Here is a 20,921-nt window from a genome sequence, read left to right on the forward strand (position 1 = left end):
GTCATCGCACCCGCAGTTCGTTGAGCCGCGCCCGCCAGTCCCGGGCGGCCGGCAGCGCCTCGCGCAGCGCGTCCACCGCCCGCTCGCGCCCCGTGATCTGCGACTCGTGCAGCCGCAGCAGGGGCGCGAGCGCGTGCGTGGCCAGCAACAGTCGCCGGTTGACGACCGTCTGCGGACGCCAGTGGTTCTTGTACGGCTCGTTGCCGCGCAGGAAGCTCACCACGCCCCGGCCCTCCGCGAAGGCCCGGCCCGCCTCGTGGCGCAGCAGCAGGGTGGCGACGTCCACCTTGCGGCCGCGCAGGTCGGGGTCGGCCCCGTAGAGGTAGCCGCCGCTGAAGGCCGCGGACAGCAGGGTGACGTTGGCCGCGACGACCTTCCCGTCGAGCCGGAACTCCGTCAACCGGCCCTCGCCGGTCCGCACCATGCGGCGGGTGGCGCGGGTGAGGTGTTCGGCGAAGCGGGGCCGCAGGTGTTCGGGGGTCACCCCGCGGCCGCGCCACTGCTTCTCGTGGAGCCGCAGCAGGGTGCGTACGGCCTGGGGCACCTCTTCCTCGGTGACGTCGTGCTCCTCGATGCCGGCCGCGTCGGTCTTGCGCAGCTTGGCGCGCACCCGTTGGGCGCCCGAGGCGGGCATCCGCTTGACGAGCTCGTCGAAGGGCAGCACGGGCAGTTCCATGCAGGTGGAGTCGGCCAGCCGGCCGCGCGCCCCGGGCCACGCCTCGTACAGCGCTTCGGCGGCGGCTCCCGGCCGGACCTCGCGCAGGTCGACGACGGCGGCCCGGGCGGCCCGGTGCAGCCCGCGGGCCAGGGCGGGCACGACCTGGTCGGCGTGCTCGGCGGCGACGAGCACGTCGAAGTGGTCGGTGATCGGGCCGCCGAGGGGCACCAGGCGCGGCAGCGGCCGGTGGACGAGCATGAGCGGCGCGGCGCCGACGAGTTCGTCGCCGCGCCGCACGAGCAGGAGGCGCAGTCGGCCCTCCTTGCCGTAGGACAGCCACCACGAGTGGAGCCAGCCGTGGCTCTGGAAGGGGGTGGCGGTGGGGCAGCCGCGTACGAGCCGGGTCCACGGCTCCTCCAGCGCGGCGAACTGCCGGGGGTCGCGGCACAGCGTCACCGACAGGGCCCCGGCGGAGCCCCCGCTCATCGCACGGACTCCTTCTCCTTGGTCTCGGAGTGCTCACCCTGGGCGGGCAGGGAGGCGTACTCCCCCACGGGGGTGCGCTGCCCGTCCGACTCCTGCCGCCCGGCGCCCTGCTCGGGCCTGCGGCGGGCGGTGGGCCGGGCGAGCAGCCACAGGCCGCCCAGCAGGCCGCCCGCGCACAGTCCGACGGCGGCGCTGATGGCGGCGGACGGGGAGGCGGGCTCGGAGGGGGCGACGGCCTGGTTGAACAGCAGCAGTTGGACGCCGGTGTTCTTGGCGGCCTGGTTGCTGCTGAGGGACAGCGCGTCGGCGACGGCGTTGGCGATGTCGGCGGCCTCGCCGGCGCTGCGGGAGGTGCCGGTGATGGCGATCATCGGGGACTCGGGGGAGGTCTCGGCGCGGACCTGGGTGCGCAGCGTCCGTGCCGGGATGCCGGCGCGGGGCTGGGCGTAGGCGAGGGTGGAGCTGCTGGTGGCGATGCGGGCGTAGGCCTGTGCGAAGCCGAGGGCGGTGGCCGGTTCGGTGGTTTCGTCGGGGACGGCGACGACGTAGCTGGTGGCGGCGTACTCGGGGGCCTTGAGCACCCCGTAGGCGCCGCCGGCGGCCAGCCCGAGCAGGGCGCAGGCGGGCAGGGGCCACCAGGCGGGGGGCGGCAGGAGGCCGCGCCGCTTGCCGGAGCGGTGGTCGGACCGGCGCTGCTCGGTCCTCTTCTGTTCGGCCTTCTTCGGCTCGGGCTTGTCGGTGTCGACGGTGTCGGCCATGTGCGTGCTCGCTTCCTGGGTGGAGGGGAGTTCGTCGGTCTCCCGGCCGGCTCCGGGCCGGGCGGGGGGGGGTGGCGGGGCGGTAGTGGGGCGGTGGCGGTGGGGTTCAGGCGCCCCGGGCCGGTGTGCGCGCCCCGGCGTCGGTCTCGGCGGGCGCCGCGTCCCCGTCGGGCGCGGACGCGGACGCGCAGAGGGGGGTGGTGAGGGGGCCGGCGCCGGGGGCGGGTGCGCCGGCGGGCGCCGGTACGGAGCCGCCGTCCCCGGCCGGCGTCGTCGGCTCCCGGTCCGGCTCCCGGTCCGGGGTCGTGCCCGGGACGGGCGCGGGCAGGGCGAGGGCGTAGACGTCCAGCAGGCGCCGGGCGCTGCTCGCGATGTCGTAGCGGCGGGCGACGGGGGGCGGCGGCAGCCGGCGGGCGCCCGCCTCCATGTGCCCGCGCAGGGCGGCGACGAGTTCCTCCGTGCCGGTGCCGATCCGCCGCGCGCCGGGGGCCTGCGCGGCGGGCAGGTCGTCGATGGCGGGGCAGGTGACGTGCAGGACGGGCAGGCCGGCGGCGAGAGCCTCCACCACGGCGAGTCCGAACGCCTCCTCCTTGGACGGGGAGACGAAGACGTCCATGGCGGCCAGCAGGGCGGGGATGCCGGGGGTGCGCCCGTCGGGGCTGTCGCCGAGCGGGTCCCGCTCCCCCAGCAGGTGGATGCGGCTCTGGGCGCCCAGTTCGGCGGCGAGCGAGCGCAGCGCGGCCCGCTCCGGTCCGTCCCCGGCGAGCAGCAGGTGCGCGCCGGGGAGCGCGGCGACGGCCCGTACGAGGACGTCGAAGCGCTTGCCGGGTACGAGGCGTCCCACGCCGCCGACGACGAAGGCCCGTTCGGGCAGGCCGGTGCGGGCGCGGGTGGCACGGCGTACGCCCTCGTCGAAGCGGAACCGGGCGGCCTCGATGCCGTTGGGGACGACGTGGACGCGGGCGGGGGGCACGCCCCAGTCGGCGAGCCGGCCGGCGACGGTGTCGGAGACGGCGACGGTGGCGGCGCCGAGGCGTTCGCCGGCCAGGTAGAGGGCGCGTACGCCGCGGGTGAGGGGGCGGCCTTCGATCTCGCCCTCGCCGAGGGAGTGTTCGGTGGCGACGATGGCCGGTACGCCCGCGAGGCGGGCCGCGAGGCGCCCGTAGACGCAGGCCCGGTAGAGGTGGGTGTGGACGAGGTCGTAGCGGCCGCGTCGGATGAAGCCGACGAGGCGGGGCAGCGCGCCGAGGTCGCGGTTGCCGCTCATGCCGAGGTGGACGACGCGGACGCCGTCGGCCCGCAGTCCCTCGGCGACGGGGCCGGGGTTGGTGAGCGTCAGGACGTCGCAGGTCATGGGCATGTGGCGGAGCAGGAGGCGCAGTTGTTGTTCGGCTCCGCCGACACCGAGGCCGGTGATGATGTGCAGGGCCTTCACGGCAGGATCACCCGCCGCTGTTCGCGCGTCCGGTGGCGCAGTTCCTTGATCCGCAGGCGGCCGCCGCCGTCGGCCTGGCTGACGTGGGTGCGGGGCAGGGCGTGGGGGCCGGCGAGGCGGCCGGGGGAGATGGCGCAGGCGTAGGTGTAGCCGGCGGCGCGGGTGGCGTCGACGACGCGGGCGTCGAGGTGGCCGTAGGGGTAGCAGAAGCCCTCGGGGAGGGTGCCGGTCAGTTCGCGCAGCAGGTCGCGGCTGCCGCGCAGTTCCTGTCCGAGCACGTCGTCGCCGGCGGCGGTGAGGTCCTGGTGGAGCAGGCCGTGCGAGCCGAGCTCCATTTCGGAGGCGGCGACCTCGCGGATCTGCTCGGCGGTCAGGAGGGGTTTGCGGGGGCCGAGCGGGTCCCACACGTTGTCGACGCCGAGCCGGCCGGGCAGGACGAAGAGGGTGGCGGTGCAGTCGTGGCGGCGCAGCAGGGGCAGGGCGTGGGTGAGGAAGTCGGTGTAGCCGTCGTCGAAGGTGAGGCCGACGAGTCCGCGGGCCCGGCCGGCGGCGCGGGCGCGCAGCAGTTCGCCGACGGAGACCCCGCGCAGTTTGCGGGAGCGCAGCCACAGCAGTTGGGCTTCGAGGGCGGCCGGGGTGACGGTGATGCCGTACGGGTCCTCGGCGGGGTCGGTGAACTCGGCGACGGAGTGGTACATCAGGACCCACGGTGATGCGGTCCGGCGGGCGGGGCCGGCGACGGCGGCGGGGGCCGTGTCGGTGTCAGCGGACATTGCGGAACCTCTGGGTGAGCTGGGTGAGCCGGCCGGCGGTGTGTGTGGCGAGCCGGTCGACGCGGTCGGACAGGGCGGTGACTTCGAGGGCCCGTATGGCCATCCCGGTGGCTCCGAACATGGCGGGGACGAGGAGGCATCCGAGGGCGGCGCTCAGGAGCGGGTCGGGGATCATGGGGCCGGCGATCCAGCCGGTGGCGCAGGCGGTCGCGGCGGCGACGGCGAGCCGGCCGATGCTGACGGCGACCCTGCGGACCTGGATGGCGACGATGCGGGAGCCGAGTCCGGTGAGGAGGAGCACGGCGGTGGTGGTGATGGCGAGGGCGTTGGCGGCGGCGATGCCGTAGGTGCCCCACCAGCCGACGGCGAGGGCTCCGGCGGCGATGTTGACGAGCAGCCCGGCGCCCATCGCGAGCGCCGGGAACCAGGTGGGCCGGGCGGTCGAGAAGAAGGGCCGGGAGAGCGCGCCGACGAGGCAGTGGCCGAGGAGGCCGAGGCCGTAGACCCGCATGACGCCGGCGGTGGCCCGGGTGTCCTCGGCGGTGAACGCGCCGCGTTCGAAGAGGACCTCGATGATCTGGGGCGCGTAGCCGATGACGAGGGCGCTGCCCATCAGGACGGCGAGGGCGGCGAGGGCGAGGTCCTGTTCGACGCGGCGGCGGGCCTTGTCGCGTTCCCCGGCGGCCATGGCCTGGGCGACGACGGGGAAGGTGACGGTGCAGATCATCAGGGAGAGCACCATCGGCATCTGCGCGACCTTCTGCGCGTAGTTGAGGTGCGAGATGGCGCCGGGGGGCAGGGAGGCGGCGAGGAAGCGTTCGACGAGGACCTGTGACTGGCGGAAGACGGCGAAGAAGATGACGGGCGCGATCAGGCCGAAGGCGAGGAGGGTGGGCCGGTCGCGGTCGCGTTGGCTGCGGGGCGCCGCGCCGCCGGTGCGGGAGGGTCCGAAGCCGACGTTGCGCACGAAGGCGGGGAGTTGGACGAGGACCATCAGCAGTCCGCCGGCGGCGACGCCGGCGGCGGCGGCGCGGACCCCCCACAGGTGGTGGAGGGTGATCATCGTGGCGATGATCCCGATGTTGTAGGAGACGTAGATCGCGGCGGGGGGCAGGAAGGAGCGGTGGGCGCGCAGGGCGGCGCTGAAGTAGCCGGCGATCCCGAAGGTGAGGACGGTCAGGGCGGTCAGGCGGGTGCACTGGACGGCGAGTTCGGGGTCGGGCAGGCCGGGTGCGAGGACGGTGACGACGAGCGGCGCGGCCACGATGAGGACGGTGGCCACGGCGGCGAGGAAGACGACGAGGCGGGGCAGGGTGGCGGCGACGAGGAGGCGTACGGGGTCGCGTTCGCGGGCCTCCTTGCGGGTGAGGCCGGCGCGGCCGGCGGCCCGGCGGGCGAGGGCGTGGCTGAAGGCGGGGACCATCAGCAGGGCCATGGCGTCCTCGATGAGGAGCGTGGAGGCCATCTCGGGGACGGTCCAGGCGATGAGGAACGCGTCGCTGTCGTGTCCGGCGCCGAAGAGGTGGGCGATGGTCTGGTCGCGCAGGAGTCCGAGGACGGCGCCGGCGGCGGTTAGTCCGGCGGTGACGGCGGCGGCCTTGGCGAGGAAGCGGCCGAGCGGGGCGGGTGCGTCGCCTTCCGCGTCGGGGGGTTCGGGGTCGGCGGGTGCGGGGCGGCCGGCGCGGGCGCGGGCGGGCGGGGCGTCGGCGCGGATCCCGGCGCCGGCGGCGGGTCGTGTCCCGGGGGCGCCGAGGGGTGCGGCCGGGCGGCCCGGGGCGGGGTGGGCGGTGTCGGTGGCGGCGGGGGCCGTCGGGGCGGTCCGCTCGGCGGTGCGGGGGTCCCCGGCGGGGGCGGCGGGGCCGCCGGCCGAACGGCCCGCAGCCGCGGCGACGTCGGTCGCCGCGGCCGCGGGCCGCCGCCAGGGGGTCGTGTCCGTCACCGGACCGCCGGCCCGTCGGCGGGGTGGGGGCCCGCGGGGGCGCAGGACAGGGCCCACCAGGCGGCGAGTCCGATGATCACGCCGGTGAGGACGGTGGAGGGGCCGCCGATGTCCGCGTAGAGGAAGTCGATCAGCTGCCAGGCGAACAGCCCGGTGGCGACGAGCCCGCAGTCCCGGGCGGCGCCGGTGCCGTTCGCGTACCGGCGCAGGCCCGCGACGAGCAGGGCGAGCCAGCCGCCGGCGAGGGCGGTCAGTCCGATGAGGCCCTGTTCGCTGAGGATCAGCAGGTACATGTTGTGCGGGGAGAGCAGGGGCTGCTTGATGAAGGCCTGGCCGGCGCCGGCGGTGTCGCTGCCGGCGGAGAGGCCGATCGAGGAGTGGCCGTCGCGGTGGGCGGGGAAGCCCTTGAGGCCGACGCCGACGGCGGGCTGTTCGCGCCACATCGAGCCGGCGGCGGCCCACATGGTGTAGCGGTCGGTGACGGACTGGTCGGGGGCGCTGGAGACCTGGGTGATGGAGGTGAGGCGTTCGGCGACCATCTCGGAGCCGACGCCGAGGCCGCCGACCAGGACCACGCCGGCGGCGGAGAGGGCGAGGAGGACCTTCAGGGCGCGGCGGATGCCGGCCATCGCCATGACCAGCACGGCCGCGCCGAGGGTGGCGATCCAGGCGCCGCGGCTGAAGGAGAGCACGAGCGGCACCACCAGGACCAGTGCCGAGGCGCCGGCGGCCCGCCGCAGGCGCCGCGACAGTCCCGGCGCGAGGGCGGCGGCGGTCGCGACGACCAGTCCGTAGGCGACGACGGTGGCCATGCCCATGACGTCACCGGGGCCGAAGGTGCCCACGGCGCGGACGTCCTCGCCCTGGTAGGAGGCTCCGGTGTGGGTGGCGTACTGCACGACGCCCACGGCGCCCTGGACCAGCGCGAGCACCACGAAGCACCCGGCGGCGAGCCGGAACTCGCGGGCGTCGCGGACCAGGAGCACCACGGCGGCGGGGACGAGGACGAACACCTGGAGGTAGCGCACGAAGCCGGGCAGGGCGGCGTACGGGTCCCCGGCGGTCATCGTCGCGACCGCGAGCCCCGCGGCGGGCGCCCCGAGGACGAGGACCCCGAGCGGGCTCAGGGTCCGCACGCGTCCGCGCAGGGCCTGCGCCGCGCAGACGAGGACGAGGACGAGCGAGGCGGCGTCGGCGGGGCCGACCTTGCCGGAGGCGGTCGCGTCGCCGGCGGGCAGGGGGGCGAGGAGGAACAGGACGGTGGCGGCGAGCGGCAGCAGCGGCCAGTGCCGGCGCAGGGCGTCGGCGAGCCGGTGGGGGCGGTGGGGGCCGGGCGTGGGCAGGGTCGCGGCGAGGCTCATGGTCAGCTGCCCCCCAGCCGGAAGCGGAAGAAGGAGGCGGCGGTCCGGGCGAGGATCCACAGGTCCTGCCACAGCGACCAGGTGTCGATGTAGTGGTTGTCGAAGCGGGCCCGGTCCTCGATGGAGGTGTCGCCGCGCAGTCCGTTGATCTGGGCGAGTCCGGTGATGCCGACGGGCATCCGGTGGCGGGCCTCGTAGCCGGGGTGGACGCTGCTGAACTTGGCGACGAAGAAGGGGCGTTCGGGGCGCGGGCCGACCAGGCTCATGTCACCCCGGACCACGTTCCACAGCTGGGGCAGTTCGTCGAGGGAGGACTTGCGCAGGAAGGACCCGACGGGGCTCATGCGCCGGTCGCCGGCGACCGTCCAGCGGGTGGCGGACTCGTGCTCGTCGGCGCGCAGGGTGCGGAACTTGAGCAGGGTGAAGGGGCGTCCGTAGAGGCCGACGCGTTCCTGACGGAAGATCACGCCGGGTCCGTCGGCGAGCCGTACGGCGAGTGCGCAGGCGGCCATGACGGGGGCGGCGACGAGGAGGGCGAGGGCGGCGAGGACGGAGTCGATGGCGCGCTTGGCGTACCGCTCGGGGGTGCGGGCGGGGCGGGGCAGCAGCGGCTGTACGGCGTGGCCCCACAGGTGGTCGGCGGGCTGCGCGACGCGCATGCCGGTGACCTTGGCGGTTCCGGCGGGGTCGGCGAGCCACAGGCGGCAGCCGTGGTCGTGGAAGAGGCGGACCAGCGAGGCGGTGCGTTCGTCGGCCTCGGGCGGGCGGGTGAAGACGGCGTGGCGCACGGAGTTCTGGATGACGGCGCGGCGGACGTCCTCGTGGGTGGCGAGTACGGGGAGGGCGCCGCCCTCGGTGTCGGGACGCACGGCGGTGTCGGCGATCCCGACGGGCAGCAGTCCGTACTCGGGGCGGCCGTGCAGGGCGGCGCAGACGGCGCCCGCGCCCTCCCCGGGTCCGACGACGAGGGTGGAGGCCGGGCGGGCGAGGGCCGTACGGCGGCGCAGCAGGTGGACGAGGCCGCGGGCGGCGCAGCCGAGGACGCTCTGGAGGGCCACGGCGCCGAGCAGCGCGCTCCAGGCGAGGGCGGGGCCGGTGGGGGTGGTGGCGAGGGCCGCGGCGACGGCGCACCACAGGACGGCGGCCCGTCCGGCGAGGGCGGGCAGTTCGAGGAGGGCGGAGGGGGCGAGTCGGGGCCGGTAGAGGCCGGCCTGGGCGTGCAGCGCGGCGAGGCCGACGGCGGCGGGCAGGGCCGTCTCAGGCGGCAGCGCGCCGGCGGCGGGCAGGGCCAGGGGCAGGGCCAGGGTGGTGGCGACGGCGGCCAGGGCGTCGGCGGTGAGCAGCGGTGCGAGGCCGGCGCGGCGGTGGGCCCGCCGGGGGCGGACCGCGGTGCGGGCCTGTTCGGCCCGGGGCCCCCGAGGGGGGTGGATGGCGGTCACGGAACGGCGGACGGCGGTGCTGCCTGCGGGCCCCGATCCGCCCTGCCCGGTGTGCCGGGCGGGTGCGCTGTCCATCGTCATCGGCTGATGCGCTCCTGGTTCAAGGGCCGGGGCCTGCCCAGCAGTTCGTGGTACAGGCCGGTGACCGCGTCCGTGGTCCGCCGCACGTCGAACTCCGTCCTCGCGTGCTGCCGGGCCTGCTCCCCGAGTTCGGTGAGCAGCCGCGGTGTGGCGAGGAGCCGTCCCAGGGCCTTGGCCAGCGCCGTCGGGTCCTCCGGGGGCACGAGGCAGAGCCGTCCCTGGCCGGAGGGCAGGCTCTCGCGAGCACCGCTGACGTCGGAGACCAGGACCGGTCGGCCACAGGCCATGGCTTCGAGCGGGGCGAGCGCCATGCCTTCCCACCGCGACGGCAGTACAACGAGATCGGCGGCCCGAAGCCACGGTCGGATGTCGGCGGCGGCTCCGGCGAAGAACACCCCGGGGGGTGCGGCGCGGCGCAGCCGGTCGGCGTCGGGGCCGTCGCCGACGAGGGCGAGGCGGGCGTCGGGGACGGTGGCGAGCAGCTCCGGCCAGGCGCGCAGCAGGACGTCCTGGCCCTTTTGCGGGCAGAGCCGGCCGACGCAGACGGCGAGCGGGCCGTCGCCGCGGAGGTTTTCGGGGAACGGGAGTTCGGTGCGCGCCTCGGCCCGGTCGCGGTCGGGTTCGGGGTGGGCGGGGCGGAAGTGGCCGAGGTCGACGCCGTTGCGGATCACGGTCCAGCGGGCGGTGATGCCCTCGGTCTCGCCGGCGCGGCGTTCGGCTTCGCTGACGCAGAGCACCCGGTCGGCCCAGCGGGCGCCGAAGCGTTCCCAGCGCAGGGCGAGGGCGCCGGTGGCGCCGCCGACGGCGTCGAAGGACCAGGCGTGCGGTTGGAAGACGGTGGGCGTCCGGCCGCGGACGGCGAGACGTCCGGCGAGTCCGGCCTTGGCGCTGTGGGCGTGCAGCAGGTCGGGGCGGGCGCGGCGGACGAGTCCGGCGGCGGAGGCCACTTCGGCGGGCAGGGCGGGTCCGGGCGAGCGGCCGGCGCGCCAGGGGAGGACCTCGGCGCCGGCGGCGCGGGCGCCTTCGGCGAGGGTCCCGCCGGCCGGGCAGCCGACGAGGACGCGCAGGCCCTGGGCGCTCTGGGCGCGTACGAGGTCGATGACGACGCGGGCGACGCCCCCGTCGACGGGTTGGACCAGGTGGAGGACGGTGAGGGACCTCGGTGACGGCACGGCGGCCGGCGACGGGGAGGAGGGGGACGGGGGTGGGGGTTGCGTCGGCACGTGGAGTGGTCTCCTGCGTTCAGCGGCGCGCGTCTGTCTGAACGAAGAGCACACCGAGGAATTGACCCTGGCTTTCGCCGGCGAACCTGAAGCTCAGGCTGCGGGCGCCCCCGGACAGCGCGGGGCTCAGATCGAACACGTCCGCGTCATATCCAAGATTATTCATATGTTCGGGCTGTCGTACTGGTGAGGGATTTCCGAATTCCGTGATCGTGGAATTCAGTACGTCGTTGAACGGATTTTCGGCATCGCTGAGATCGATCCGGCGCCCGCTGTCGGCGGTCACCGTGAGCGAGTCGCCGAGGACGCCCCGGTCCCCGTCGTAGGCGACCACCCCGGCCCGCCCCGAGGCCCCGGCCGGCGCGTCCAGGCCGGTGATCTCCACCGTCTCCCCGGAGGCCTCCCCGGCCCCTGCGGCGAGGCCCTCGAAGCCGTCCCACAGCGACAGCCGGCGCATCGGCTCCCGCGGGTGCTCGTAGGCGACGACGAGCGTCCACCCGCCCCAGGCACCCACCTCCGAGTGCCCCATGGCGATGTTGAGCTGGGCGACCGTCCACATCCCCGCGCCGCCCTTGCGCACCATCGGGGTGACGTCCGCCGAGGCCTGGTAGGCATCGCTGCCCGCGTCGCTGCGGTGCCCGATCACGGTGTCGGCGAGCACCTCCTTGTACGCGCCCCCGGGCTCGGCGACCAGCACCCGACCGTTGTCCTCCGGCGGCTTCTGCTCGCCCACCCGCAGGTTCCCGCCCCAGTACAGCCGGGCGTACGAGACCTTCGCGCCCTGCGGGACCTTCAGCTCGGCCCGCGTCGAGTTGTAGGTGTCGGGGTCCTTGTCGACCTCGCTGTAGAACATCTCGAACTCGCTGTTGACCCCGGCCGCGCCCGCCTTGACCTCGGCGCAGGGCTCGGCGTCCGCCGCCTGCGCCCGGCGGCAGCTGATCCCGGAGTTGGAGGCCCGGACCAGGCCGCCGTGCTGCACCGCCTGATAACGCTGGACGAAGGGGACGCGGGCCATTTCCCGCGCCGCCGCCGGCGGCTCCGGGGGCGCCGCCGCGGCGGTGGGCGACTGCGCGGAAAGCGTGAGGCAGGACAGCAGGCCGAGTGTGCCGAGGATTCTGCGGGAGGAACCCATGATCCTGTCTCCATTTTCCGATCAAGGGGACAAAACAGGAGTGCACTTTGTCAGAAATCGGGCTGGAAATCACGCCGGACTCGCTCGTACCGCCTTTTGGGCGATAACACGCACCCTCACCCCGGGCGGGTCGTTATGAGGGCACCATCGTTCGAATCGAAAGGAAATCGGAGATGAAGAAGACCCTGGTGCGCGGCACCACCATCGCGGTCGCCGGCGCGGCGATGCTCGCGGGCGGCGCGGGCCTCGCCTCCGCGAACGGCGGGAGCGGCGCGAGCGCCAAGGGCCTGGCCGCCGGCTCCCCCGGCGTCCTGAGCGGGAACCTGGTCCAGGTCCCGGTCCACGTCCCGGTCAACGTCTGCGGCAACACCGCGCAGCTGGTCGGCCTCCTCAACCCGGCGTTCGGCAACACCTGCGTGAACGCCTGAGCGTCAACCACGACGTCCGAAACGGCGGCATCCGGGTGAAGTCACGCAACCCGATCGCGAACCGGACCGTTGATCCGGGTGCTCCAGTACCGGGCAATCCTGCAAAAAAGGGACGATAATGATCAAGAAGTTTGCGGCCGGCGCAGCGGTTGCCGCCTCCGTCGTGGGCCTGGGCGCCTCCATGGCCCCGCAGGCGATGGCCATCGGGAACGACAACGGCATCAACACCGCCAACGGCAACAACGCCGCGCAGATCTACGGCAACCAGGCCACCTACGGCAACATGAGCCCCCAGATGGCGCTGATCCAGGGCTCCTTCAACAAGCCCTGCATCGCCCTGCCGGCCAAGGCCAACGTGCAGTCCGTGCTCGCGCTCGTCAACGTCGGCGTCCAGGACATCCCCGTCCTGTCCAGCCCGCAGAACCAGCAGTGCACCGAGAACTCGACCCAGGCCAAGGGCGACGAGGCCCTCTCGCACATCCTCAGCAACATCCCGATCCTCTCCGGCAACGTCTCCTCCGGCAGCTGATCGCGCACCACTCCCGCGAGGCCGTCGCACCTTCGGGTCGCGGCGGCCTCGCCGCGTGTGGGCCCAGGGAATTCCCGAAGCGAAATGGGCGGAAAATCCGAAGTGCCGCCGCCCCGCCACCGCTCCTGAATTCGAGGAATTTCTCGGTTTCTTTTTCTCCGACTGCTCGTTGTTATCAGTGCAGCGGATAGACCTCTGCGGGAAGGAAAGAAAAGAAATGACGTACAAGAAGGCAGTGGTGCTCGCCGCCGGCGTTCTGATGGCCGCCGGTGGCGCCGCCCCCGCCATGGCCGACGCCGGTGCCGCGGGCCAGGCCGTGGGCTCCCCCGGTGTCCTCTCGGGCAACCTCGTCCAGGTCCCCGTGCACGTCCCGGTCAACGTCTGCGGCAACACCGTCAACGTGATCGCGCTGCTGAACCCCGCGTTCGGCAACACCTGCGTCAACGCCTGACGAAGCGCCTGCGCCCGCAAGGGCAGACCTCCTCGGGGTGGCCTCGGAGTGCACGGCGGTGCACTCCGAGGCCACCTTCGATTCAGCCACCGGCCCCCGCGCCGGTAGACAGGGAAGGACCCATGCGACAGGTACTGAGCCGACAGGTACTGGGCAAGGGGGTACTCACGGCCGCGGCCGCGTCGAGCCTGCTGTCGATCGCGGCCGGCGCCGCGTACGCACACCCCGGGGCGATGGCCGAGGCCTCGCACTCGCCGGGCGTGCTGGCCGGCAACAGCGTCTCGGTACCGATCACGTTCTCGCCGAACGTGTGCGGCAACAGCGTGGACGCGGGCGCTGCGCTCAACCCCGCCATGGGCAACACGTGCGCCGCCACGAGCGGCTCCCACGGCTCCCACGGCTCCGACGTCGACTACGACCGCTACCTCAGCCCCGAGCACGCCGAGGCCTTCGAGCGCTACCTCGCCGAACGCCCGGGCGGCCGCCACGCGCTGCCCGAGCAGCGCCGGGAGGAGGAGCCCCGCCACGAGGCCCCCCGCGCACACGCTCCCAGGCACGCGGCCCCCAAGCACGCGGCCCCGCGCCACGAGGAGGGCCCCCGCGAGGCCTCCGATCGAGGCGGCTACGGCGGCCACGACGACGAGGATCGGGGCCCGCGCGGCGAGGAGGAGTGCGACGACCACCCGCCGCTGCACGAGGAGCGGCCCCCGCACGCCGACCACCCGACCCCGCACCCGGCCCCGCCGCGCCCCGCCCCGGAGCCGAAGCCCGAGCCGGTGCCGTGGCCGCAGCCCGAGCCCGTGGCCGAGCAGCCGGCCCCCGCGCCGATGCCGCCGCTGCCGCCGGCCCCCGAGGCCCCCGCGCCGATGCCCGAGGAGCAGCCGAAGCCGCTCCCCGCCCCGCTGCCCGCGCCGCCTCCGGTCCAGGAGGTCCCGCAGCCCGAGGAGCAGCCGAAGCCGCTGCCGGCCCCCGCGCCGCAGACCCCGACGCCGGCGCCGCCCGCGATGGAGGACGGCCCCGCGCCGCACCCGCCGCACGGCAGCCAGCCCGTGGAGCGGCCCGTCGAACAGCCCGCCCCGGTGGTCGAGCGCCCCGCGGACCAGCCCCCGGCGGCTCCGGCCGGCGACGTCCCCGTCCACCTGCCCCCCGCGCCGACCGCGCCCGCACCGGAGCCCGCCCCGCCGGTGACCCCGGGGCCGGCTCCGGCCGCTCCCGCGCCGGCGCCGCTGCCCTCGCTCGCCACGGCTCCGGAGCTCGCCGCGACCGGCGCGGGCGAGTTGGGCGCGCTGACGGCCCTCGCCTCGGCCCTGGTCCTGGGCGGGGCGATCCTCTACCGGCGTTCGGCCGTCTCCTGACCGCATTACCGGTAATCGCAAGAAATATCGGCCGGAGAATCCCTTGTCGGATTCTCCGGCCATTGTCGTGCGGGGCCCGTACGCGTTTCCGTGGCCGCCGGTAATCGTTACGCAGGGCGAAAGCGGCGCGACGGTCGCCGCCGCCGGAGCCTTCGCCCACGAAAAGAAGAGGATTTTCGATAATGAAGCTGTCCAAGGTCGCCGCTGTCGTCGCCGGATCCGTCGCCGCCCTGGGTGCCGCGGCCCCCGCCTTCGCCGCCGACACCCCGGCCGCGATGCCTCCCATGAGCGCGACGGGCGGTCTGACCGAGGTGCTGAACGCCACCGGGCCCGTGAGCGAGGCGCTCCCCCAGACGCTGGGCAACGGCCTGGCCGAGCAGAACCAGAACGTCGACAAGGTCGTCGGCACCGTCCAGAAGGTCAACGAGGTCCGCAACAACGTCCCCGGCGAGGTGCTGGGCCTGGCCAACGGCGCGACCCAGGCCTCCCCGCTCCTCGGCGGGGTGAAGCTCAACGGGGGCGCGCACTGAGAGGCGCCGCACACGACTGTGGGCGCCACCGGCGAGGCCGGGGCGCCCACAGTCGTTTGCGCGTCGAACGGGCCGACGTACGTCAGTCGTTGACGCAGATGTTGCCGAACGCCGGGTTCAGGGCGCCGATGACGTTCACGGAGTTGCCGCAGACGTTGACCGGGATGTGGACCGGGACCTGGGCGAGGTTGCCCGAGAGGACACCGGGGGAACCCACGGCCGCGCCCTCGGCAGCGGAGTCGGCGGACGCGGCGCCCGCGGCACCGGCCACGGCGAGACCAGCGGAGGCCAGGGCCACGGCGGCCTTCTTGGCAGCAGAGTTCATGGGAAGTGCACCTTCTGTTCGATGTCCTGCCCCGGTCCCGGGGCTCACACCGAGCGAAACGGTCCGCCTTCCCGAACGACACGGCCGACCGGTGAATCCGACCTGTTCAGTCCAATAGTCGTAACCATGCGGCCGGTCCGCGCGCCCCGTCCTAGGGGACGGGGACGTCCGGGAGGGGCACGTCCGGGACCGCGGGCACGGCGGGCACTGCGGGGACCGCGGGCACGGACGGCGCGGCCGGGAGCTGCGGCGTCGCCGGGAGTTGCGGCGTCGCCGGGAGTTGCGGCACGGCCGGGAGCTCGGGGACCGTGGGCGTCGCCGGGAGCCCGGGGACCTCGGGGACCGTGGGCAGGGTGGGGAGTTGGAGGTCCGGCAGCCCCGGGATCTCGGGCAGGGTCGGCAGCGTCGGCAGGTTGATCGGCGGGAGGGTCACCCCCGCGGGCAGCAGGGCCGTGACGGACTTGAGGATGCCCTCCAGGGTCGTGCCCAGGCTCGCGAGGAGGTCGTCGATCGGGCCCGCCGCGACGCGCCCCTGCGCCTTCGCTTCCTGCTTGAACTCCTTGACCTCCTCGATCTGCTCGCGCACCGCCGCCGCCCGCCGGGTGAGGTCGGCGGCGCGCTCCCCGTCGGCGGCCACCGCGGGGGCGACCGCGCCGGACAGTATGACGACGGCGAGGGCCGACGGGACGAGGACACGGAGGCGGGAGGACTGGGTGCGGTGCATGGGATTTCCTTCGCGAGACGACACGGAAGCGGACCAGAGCGATCCGCCTTCCTTACCCACCGTGCGAACACCTCGTACGGAGCGCAACCGGACGCATGGCCCCCACCGCGGCCCCGCCGGGCCTTCGGGCGCCGCCGAAGGGCCCGGAGGCGAAGCGGCGCGGCCGTGCCGACTGCGTACGGGCTTCGCGCACGCGTCCGCAGCGGCCTCACCCGCTCCGGGGAAAAGCGCGGCCCGAACGGGCCGTTTGAGTGAAGCGGCGGAACCAACCCGTGGACGGCCCGGTTGATCAGGGCGCTCCACTCGCGGGCACTCGTGCGACAGAAGGACCGAATGATGTTCAAGAAGATCATGACCGCCGCCGCGGTCTCCGCCGTTGCCGTCGGCGCGGGCGCGGCCGTTGCCACCCCGGCCATGGCCATCGGCAACGACAACGGGGTCAACACCGTCAACGGCAACGGCGCCGTCCAGGCGTACGGCAACCAGACCACCCACGGCGACCTGAGCCCGCAGCTCGGCCTCGTCCAGGGCACCCTGAACAAGCCCTGCATCGGCCTGCCCGCCAAGGTCAACGCCCAGTCGCTGGTGGCGCTGCTCAACATCGGCGTCCAGGACATCAACGTCCTGTCCAACCCGCAGAACCAGCAGTGCACCGAGAACTCCACCCAGGCCAAGGGTGACGAGCCGCTCTCGCACATCCTCAGCAACATCCCGGTCCTCTCCGGCAACGCCTCCGCCGGCAGCTGATCCCGGCTCCCGCACCGCGCGTCAGGGCCCCGGCAGCCGCTTCGGCAGCCGGGGCCCTGTCGCGTGTCCGTCGCCTCCGCTCAGCTCGTCCAGAACTCCCACCACCGGGTCAGGACCAACATCCCGATCACGCCGACGTGCAGGGCGGGCGGCGCCCAGGCGAAGTCGGTGAAGAAGGTCCGCAGCGGGCCGGGGGCGGGCAGGACGCCGGTGCGGACGTTGTGCGCCGTGACGGCCCAGAACATGAGCAGCGTCGCCACCCAGGCCAGGCAGCACCACAGGCACAGGGCGTTGATCTCGTAGAGCGACTGGACCATCAGCCAGGCGCAGAAGCCGGTGCCGAAGAGGGTGCCGGCGTTCAGCCCCAGCCAGAACCAGCCGCGGTAGCGGGCGCCCGAGAGCAGGCCCGCGCCGACGCAGACCACGACGGCGTAGCCGGCCAGGCCGAGCATGGGGTTGGGGAAGCCGAAGGCGGCGGCCTGCTCGCTCTGCATGACGCTGCCGCAGGAGACCACGGGGTTGAGGCTGCAGGCGGGCTTGAAGTCCGGGTCCTCCAGCAGCAGGAACTTGTCGAGGGTGATCACCCAGGAGGCCAGCAGCCCGGCGACCCCGGTGACCACCAGCAGCCAGGCCAGGGCCGTGGGGGTCGGGGCCGCCCCGGGGCCGGACCGGGGCCGGACCTGTTGACGGGGGACGTCCACTGTGTGCGTTGCCATCCACCCATGGTCCCGCGCAATGCCCCAGAACGGGGCCAATCATGCTTACCCGGTACGAAAGTTGACCTGAAGGTGTGGCGGGAACCCCCGATACTTCCCGGACGTTTTACCGAACCCCGGACGTGATGTCAGAACCGGGCGCTACGTTGAGCTTCCGCGAAGTCACAAGCTGCGACGGCCTGGAGACCCACCTTGAGCGATCCGTACGAGACAACCGAGGCGCACCTCGAGCGACTCCTGGGCCGCGCCCTCAACTCCTTCGACCTCCCCGACCCGTTGGTGGAGCGCATCGGTACGGCGCTCGCCCACAGCTCCTCCCTCTACACGACCCACCACAGCCCGTCGGCGGGCGTGTGGCGGGAGACGCACCGGCACACCTACCTCCTGGCGGACGGCGCCTCGGTCTCCCTGTGGGAGTTGACCTACCGCACGCGCGGCGAGCGGAGCATGCGGTGCGAGGTCTTCGCGAGCAAGGGCGATCTGACGCTCGCGGTGACCCGCCGCTTCGGCGCCCTCCCGGCGGACGGGGCGGCGACGACGATCCCGTCCGGCCTCGACGTCGAGGGCGACCCCGACCACGATCTGGCCCTGCTGGGCGCCCTGTTCGCGACCTCCGCCCCGCGCCACCGCGAGTACACGGTGGAGCAGTCCGCCGACCACGCCCGGCGGGTGCTGCGCCGGGCGGAGAACGGCGACCGTCCGGGCGAGGGGGTCGCCTCGCTGCTGCGCTCGGCGTACGCGCACCGCATCACCCAGGCCTTCGGCGGCCGGCAGGCCCTGGCGGACGGGCGGGACGCCGGGTTCAGCCTCTACGAGCACGCCTTCGTCCTGCTGGACGGCAGCGAGTTCAGCCTGTGGGAGGTCGAGCACACCGCGACCCCGGACGGCCGGCACATGTGCGAGGTGTACGCGAGCGAGTCCGCGGCGCGCGGGGCGATGGAGGTCCGCTCCCGGGTGCGGTGAGCCGGGGCCGCGGGGCGGGCGGATCCCCTCGGGCGGCTCCCGTCGGGCGGCGGCGGCGTGCGTCGGCCGTCAGGCTTCGGCGGCGGGCGGGTCCAGGGGCAGGTCCAGCGGGAGGTCCTCGGTGACGCGGACCCGCTCGGGGCGCAGGTCCGCGGGGGTGGGCATGGCGCTGCCGGGCAGTCGGACGGCGGCCGCGCCGTGGGCCAGCGCGGAGGCGAGGGCGGCGGGGCCGGTCCCTCCGGCGATGAGGAAGCCGGCCAGGGAGGCGTCGCCCGCGCCGACGTCGCTGCGGACGGCGGTGACGGGGGCGGTGCCGTGGAAGGTGCCCTCGGGGCCGACGAGGAGCTGGCCGTGCCGGCCGAGGGAGGCCAGGACGGCGCCCGCGCCGCGCCCGAGGAGTTCCTCGGCGGCCTTGACGGCGTCCCCGAGGGTGGCCAGGGGGCGGCCGACCGCCTCGGCGAGCTCCGCCGCGTTCGGCTTGATCACGTCCGGGCGAGCAGGCAGGGCCGCGTGCAGGGCGGGGCCCGAGGTGTCGAGGGCGAAGCGGGCCTTGGCCGTGTGGGCCCGGTCGACGAGTTCGGCGTACCACTCGGGCCGCAGGCCGGGGGGCAGGCTGCCGCAGCCGGCGATCCAGGCGGGGGCGCCGGAGCAGGTGCGGACGGTGTCGAGGAGGAGGGCGGATTCGGCGGCGGACAGCTCCGGGCCGGCCGCGTTGATCTTCGTCAGGGTGCCGTCGGGTTCGGCGACGGCGACGTTCGAGCGGGTCTGGCCGGCGATGGCGACGGCCGTGACGTCCACGCCCTGCGCGCCGAGGAGTTCGGCGAGGAGGGTGCCGGGGGCGCCGCCGAGCGGGAGGACGGCCGTGGCGCGGAAGCCGGCCGCGGCGACGGCCCGCGCGACGTTGACCCCCTTGCCGCCGGGGTCGACCCGCTCGGCGGCGGCGCGCAGGACGGCGCCGCGGTCGAGCGAGGGGACCTCGTAGGTGCGGTCCAGGGAGGGGTTCGGGGTGACGGTGAGGATCATGCGAGCCTGGTGCCCGGATGCGTACATGTGGATTTACGTCCGTTCCATGCCCGTTTCTGACGATTCTCCCCCACCCTACGTGGGTCGGCCCCCAAAAACAAAGGAAAACGGACATACCCGCCAACAGGGGCGGGCATGTCCGTTCGCGGCGGCGGCGCCGGGGCTAGGGGCTAGCCGACCGGGACCTTCTCGACCGCGGGCTCCCCCGCGGCGACGGCGCCCTCGCGCTCACCCATCGGGACCTGCTTGCGCGGCAGCATGAACATCACCGCGAAGATCACGACGAGGACCGCCACCACCCACCACAGGGCGCCGCGGAAGGCCTCGACGTAGGGCGGGCCGAAGACCATGTCGTCGTCGATCAGTCCGAAGAAGACGACGGAGGTCAGGCCGAGACCCAGCGCGTTGCCCATCTGGCCGGTGGTGTTGATCAGGCCCGAGGCCGAACCGGCGTGCTCGCGCGGCACCTGGGAGAGCACGGTGTCGGTGAGCGGGGCCACGATCAGGCCCATGCCCAGGCCCATGACGATCAGCGGGGCGGCCATCTGCCAGGAGGCGATCGCCATGCCGTAGTGCTCGGACTCCCAGATGTAGAGGAGCAGGCCCGCGGCCATGGTCAGGGCGCCCGCCTGGAGCACCTTGCGGCCGAAGCGCGGGACGAGCTTCTGGACGGACAGGCCCGCGGCCACCGAGACGGCGATGGAGAAGGGGATGCCCGTGGTGCCGGCGCGCAGGGCGCTCCAGCCCAGGCCCATCTGCATGTAGAGCGTCCAGACCAGGAAGAAGATGCCGGTCGCGATGCCGAAGGTGAGCTGGACGGCGATGCCGCCCGCGAAGCTCTTGACCTTGAAGAGGGACAGCTCGACCAGCGGGGAGCCGTCCTTCTTGATCTTGTACCGCTCGTAGCCGATGAAGGCGGCGAAGACGAAGGGCGAGGCGATCATGCAGACGAAGCCCCACACCGGCCAGTCGTTCTCCCGGCCGTGCGTCAGCGGGAAGATCAGCATGACCAGCGCGAGGGTGGCGAGGACGACGCCCACCAGGTCCAGGCGCAGCGCCTTGGGGGCCTTGGACTCGGTGATGAACTTGCGGCCCAGGATCACGCCCGCGATGCCCACCGGCAGGTTGATCAGGAAGATCGGGCGCCATTCGAGACCGAAGAGGTTCCACTGGGTGAGCAGGGCCCCGAGCATCGGGCCGGAGACGGCGCCGAGGCCGACGATCGCGCCGAACATGCCGAAGACCTTGCCGCGCTCGTGCGGCGGGAAGGTGACGTGGATGATCGCGAGGACCTGCGGGACCATCATGGCCGCCATGCCGCCCTGGAGGATGCGGGAGACGACGAGCATGGACGGGTTGGCGGCGATGCCGCAGAGCAGCGAGGCGGCCGTGAAGCCGGCGATGCCGACGAGGAAGAGGCGCTTGCGGCCGTAGATGTCGCCGAGGCGACCGCCGGTGATCAGACCGGCGGCGAAGGCGAGGGCGTAGCCGGCGGTGATCCACTGGATCGCGCTGGTGGAGGCGCCGAAGTCCTGGCGCATGCCGGGTATCGCGATGTTGACGATCGTGACGTCGACCAGGTCCATGAAGGCCGCGGTCATCACGATGGCGAGGGCGAGCCAGCGGCGGCGGTCGACGGGGGCCGCGCCCGCGTCGTCCGCCCCCTCGCCGGGGGCTTCCCCGCCGGCGCCGGCGGCCGGTGCGGGGGTCGGGCCTGATCCTTCGGCGGCCGCGTTCCGCTCTTCTCGTACGGGCCCGTTCTTTCTTTCGGGCGATGTCTGGGACGTCTCGGTGCTCATGGAGAGAAACCTAGACGGGATGTAGGTCAATCGGTGTCCTATTTCC

Annotated in this window: 21 protein-coding genes; 7 read left to right on the forward strand and 14 right to left on the reverse strand. The window is 74.2% G+C overall.

Annotated features, from left to right (window positions below):
• Position 1 precedes the first annotated feature (1 nt).
• From AB0D01_RS12740 to AB0D01_RS12780, 9 genes are all read right to left on the reverse strand, one after another.
• On the reverse strand, positions 2 to 1,144 hold the full coding sequence (locus tag AB0D01_RS12740) for a GNAT family N-acetyltransferase (protein ID WP_363055127.1): 1,143 nt from the start codon (positions 1,142 to 1,144) through the stop codon (positions 2 to 4).
• Positions 1,141 to 1,902: a lipopolysaccharide biosynthesis protein gene (locus tag AB0D01_RS12745; RefSeq protein ID WP_363055128.1), complete on the reverse strand. Its 762-nt coding sequence runs from the start codon at positions 1,900 to 1,902 to the stop codon at positions 1,141 to 1,143. The genes AB0D01_RS12740 and AB0D01_RS12745 overlap by 4 nt, the downstream gene beginning before the upstream one ends.
• 106 nt (positions 1,903 to 2,008) lie before the next feature.
• On the reverse strand, positions 2,009 to 3,337 hold the full coding sequence (locus AB0D01_RS12750) for a glycosyltransferase (RefSeq protein WP_363055129.1): 1,329 nt from the start codon (positions 3,335 to 3,337) through the stop codon (positions 2,009 to 2,011).
• Complete coding sequence (locus AB0D01_RS12755; RefSeq protein WP_363055130.1) at positions 3,334 to 4,110, reverse strand: polysaccharide deacetylase family protein; 777 nt, start codon at positions 4,108 to 4,110, stop codon at positions 3,334 to 3,336. The genes AB0D01_RS12750 and AB0D01_RS12755 overlap by 4 nt, the downstream gene beginning before the upstream one ends.
• Positions 4,100 to 6,049 (reverse strand): lipid II flippase MurJ, encoded by a 1,950-nt coding sequence (locus AB0D01_RS12760; RefSeq protein WP_363055131.1) that lies wholly within the window; start codon positions 6,047 to 6,049, stop codon positions 4,100 to 4,102. The genes AB0D01_RS12755 and AB0D01_RS12760 overlap by 11 nt, the downstream gene beginning before the upstream one ends.
• Positions 6,046 to 7,347: an O-antigen ligase family protein gene (locus AB0D01_RS12765; protein WP_363055180.1), complete on the reverse strand. Its 1,302-nt coding sequence runs from the start codon at positions 7,345 to 7,347 to the stop codon at positions 6,046 to 6,048. The genes AB0D01_RS12760 and AB0D01_RS12765 overlap by 4 nt, the downstream gene beginning before the upstream one ends.
• Positions 7,348 to 7,412: 65 nt before the next feature.
• Positions 7,413 to 8,924, reverse strand: a complete 1,512-nt coding sequence (locus AB0D01_RS12770; protein WP_363055181.1) for a sugar transferase — start codon at positions 8,922 to 8,924, stop codon at positions 7,413 to 7,415.
• Between the two features lie 2 nt (positions 8,925 to 8,926).
• On the reverse strand, positions 8,927 to 10,102 hold the full coding sequence (locus tag AB0D01_RS12775) for a glycosyltransferase family 4 protein (protein ID WP_363055182.1): 1,176 nt from the start codon (positions 10,100 to 10,102) through the stop codon (positions 8,927 to 8,929).
• 70 nt (positions 10,103 to 10,172) lie between these two features.
• Positions 10,173 to 11,285 (reverse strand): DUF3344 domain-containing protein, encoded by a 1,113-nt coding sequence (locus tag AB0D01_RS12780; protein WP_363055132.1) that lies wholly within the window; start codon positions 11,283 to 11,285, stop codon positions 10,173 to 10,175.
• A 173-nt stretch (positions 11,286 to 11,458) separates the two neighbouring features.
• Between AB0D01_RS12780 and AB0D01_RS12785 the strand changes: the two genes are divergently transcribed.
• The 5 genes from AB0D01_RS12785 to AB0D01_RS12805 all read left to right on the forward strand — a co-directional run bounded on the left by AB0D01_RS12785 (position 11,459) and on the right by AB0D01_RS12805 (position 14,578).
• A complete protein-coding gene (locus AB0D01_RS12785) occupies positions 11,459 to 11,713 on the forward strand; it encodes a chaplin (RefSeq protein ID WP_363055133.1) in 255 nt (84 codons plus the stop codon).
• Positions 11,714 to 11,831: 118 nt separating this feature from the next.
• Positions 11,832 to 12,242, forward strand: coding sequence for a rodlin (locus AB0D01_RS12790; protein ID WP_363055134.1), 411 nt, complete (start codon positions 11,832 to 11,834; stop codon positions 12,240 to 12,242).
• 259 nt (positions 12,243 to 12,501) lie between these two features.
• Positions 12,502 to 12,693, forward strand: a complete 192-nt coding sequence (locus AB0D01_RS12795; protein ID WP_363055183.1) for a chaplin — start codon at positions 12,502 to 12,504, stop codon at positions 12,691 to 12,693.
• 122 nt (positions 12,694 to 12,815) lie between these two features.
• Positions 12,816 to 14,048, forward strand: a complete 1,233-nt coding sequence (locus AB0D01_RS12800; RefSeq protein ID WP_363055135.1) for a chaplin — start codon at positions 12,816 to 12,818, stop codon at positions 14,046 to 14,048.
• A 182-nt stretch (positions 14,049 to 14,230) separates the two neighbouring features.
• Positions 14,231 to 14,578: a hypothetical protein gene (locus tag AB0D01_RS12805; RefSeq protein ID WP_363055136.1), complete on the forward strand. Its 348-nt coding sequence runs from the start codon at positions 14,231 to 14,233 to the stop codon at positions 14,576 to 14,578.
• Between the two features lie 82 nt (positions 14,579 to 14,660).
• Here the strand turns inward: AB0D01_RS12805 and AB0D01_RS12810 are convergent, their stop codons facing one another.
• Entirely contained in the window at positions 14,661 to 14,903 is a 243-nt protein-coding gene (locus AB0D01_RS12810) for a chaplin (RefSeq protein ID WP_363055137.1), read from the reverse strand.
• Positions 14,904 to 15,054: 151 nt separating this feature from the next.
• Positions 15,055 to 15,627 (reverse strand): hypothetical protein, encoded by a 573-nt coding sequence (locus tag AB0D01_RS12815; protein WP_363055138.1) that lies wholly within the window; start codon positions 15,625 to 15,627, stop codon positions 15,055 to 15,057.
• 336 nt (positions 15,628 to 15,963) lie between these two features.
• On the opposite strand from AB0D01_RS12815, the gene AB0D01_RS12820 reads away from it, so the two are divergent.
• Positions 15,964 to 16,374, forward strand: a complete 411-nt coding sequence (locus tag AB0D01_RS12820; protein WP_363055139.1) for a rodlin — start codon at positions 15,964 to 15,966, stop codon at positions 16,372 to 16,374.
• Between the two features lie 80 nt (positions 16,375 to 16,454).
• Here AB0D01_RS12820 and AB0D01_RS12825 read toward each other — a convergent pair whose 3' ends face one another.
• On the reverse strand, positions 16,455 to 17,090 hold the full coding sequence (locus tag AB0D01_RS12825) for a vitamin K epoxide reductase family protein (protein WP_363055140.1): 636 nt from the start codon (positions 17,088 to 17,090) through the stop codon (positions 16,455 to 16,457).
• 192 nt (positions 17,091 to 17,282) lie between these two features.
• Here AB0D01_RS12825 and AB0D01_RS12830 point away from each other — a divergent pair, with 192 nt between their 5' ends.
• Positions 17,283 to 18,053, forward strand: a complete 771-nt coding sequence (locus AB0D01_RS12830) for a DUF6227 family protein (protein WP_363055141.1) — start codon at positions 17,283 to 17,285, stop codon at positions 18,051 to 18,053.
• Positions 18,054 to 18,122: 69 nt separating this feature from the next.
• On the opposite strand, the gene pfkB is transcribed toward AB0D01_RS12830, so the two are convergent.
• Complete coding sequence (pfkB, locus tag AB0D01_RS12835) at positions 18,123 to 19,076, reverse strand: 1-phosphofructokinase (RefSeq protein ID WP_363055142.1); 954 nt, start codon at positions 19,074 to 19,076, stop codon at positions 18,123 to 18,125.
• Positions 19,077 to 19,246: 170 nt separating this feature from the next.
• Positions 19,247 to 20,875, reverse strand: a complete 1,629-nt coding sequence (locus AB0D01_RS12840; RefSeq protein ID WP_363055143.1) for an MFS transporter — start codon at positions 20,873 to 20,875, stop codon at positions 19,247 to 19,249.
• Positions 20,876 to 20,921: the final 46 nt, after the last annotated feature.

Source organism: Streptomyces sp. NPDC048606 (genome assembly GCF_040650855.1).
In the GTDB taxonomy this organism is placed as follows: Bacteria; Actinomycetota; Actinomycetes; order Streptomycetales; family Streptomycetaceae; genus Streptomyces.

Excerpts from the sequence above, each read along its gene's own strand:
- AB0D01_RS12740 (WP_363055127.1), bottom strand. The coding sequence starts at position 1,144 with ATGAGCGGGGGCTCCGCCGGGGCCCTGTCGGTGACGCTGTGCCGCGAC.
- AB0D01_RS12745 (WP_363055128.1), bottom strand. The coding sequence starts at position 1,902 with ATGGCCGACACCGTCGACACCGACAAGCCCGAGCCGAAGAAGGCCGAA.
- AB0D01_RS12755 (WP_363055130.1), bottom strand. The coding sequence starts at position 4,110 with ATGTCCGCTGACACCGACACGGCCCCCGCCGCCGTCGCCGGCCCCGCC.
- AB0D01_RS12770 (WP_363055181.1), bottom strand. The coding sequence starts at position 8,924 with ATGGACAGCGCACCCGCCCGGCACACCGGGCAGGGCGGATCGGGGCCC.
- AB0D01_RS12780 (WP_363055132.1), bottom strand. The coding sequence starts at position 11,285 with ATGGGTTCCTCCCGCAGAATCCTCGGCACACTCGGCCTGCTGTCCTGC.
- AB0D01_RS12785 (WP_363055133.1), top strand. The coding sequence starts at position 11,459 with ATGAAGAAGACCCTGGTGCGCGGCACCACCATCGCGGTCGCCGGCGCG.
- AB0D01_RS12790 (WP_363055134.1), top strand. The coding sequence starts at position 11,832 with ATGATCAAGAAGTTTGCGGCCGGCGCAGCGGTTGCCGCCTCCGTCGTG.
- AB0D01_RS12795 (WP_363055183.1), top strand. The coding sequence starts at position 12,502 with ATGGCCGCCGGTGGCGCCGCCCCCGCCATGGCCGACGCCGGTGCCGCG.
- AB0D01_RS12800 (WP_363055135.1), top strand. The coding sequence starts at position 12,816 with ATGCGACAGGTACTGAGCCGACAGGTACTGGGCAAGGGGGTACTCACG.
- AB0D01_RS12805 (WP_363055136.1), top strand. The coding sequence starts at position 14,231 with ATGAAGCTGTCCAAGGTCGCCGCTGTCGTCGCCGGATCCGTCGCCGCC.
- AB0D01_RS12810 (WP_363055137.1), bottom strand. The coding sequence starts at position 14,903 with ATGAACTCTGCTGCCAAGAAGGCCGCCGTGGCCCTGGCCTCCGCTGGT.
- AB0D01_RS12815 (WP_363055138.1), bottom strand. The coding sequence starts at position 15,627 with ATGCACCGCACCCAGTCCTCCCGCCTCCGTGTCCTCGTCCCGTCGGCC.
- AB0D01_RS12820 (WP_363055139.1), top strand. The coding sequence starts at position 15,964 with ATGTTCAAGAAGATCATGACCGCCGCCGCGGTCTCCGCCGTTGCCGTC.
- AB0D01_RS12825 (WP_363055140.1), bottom strand. The coding sequence starts at position 17,090 with ATGGCAACGCACACAGTGGACGTCCCCCGTCAACAGGTCCGGCCCCGG.
- pfkB (WP_363055142.1), bottom strand. The coding sequence starts at position 19,076 with ATGATCCTCACCGTCACCCCGAACCCCTCCCTGGACCGCACCTACGAG.
- AB0D01_RS12840 (WP_363055143.1), bottom strand. The coding sequence starts at position 20,875 with ATGAGCACCGAGACGTCCCAGACATCGCCCGAAAGAAAGAACGGGCCC.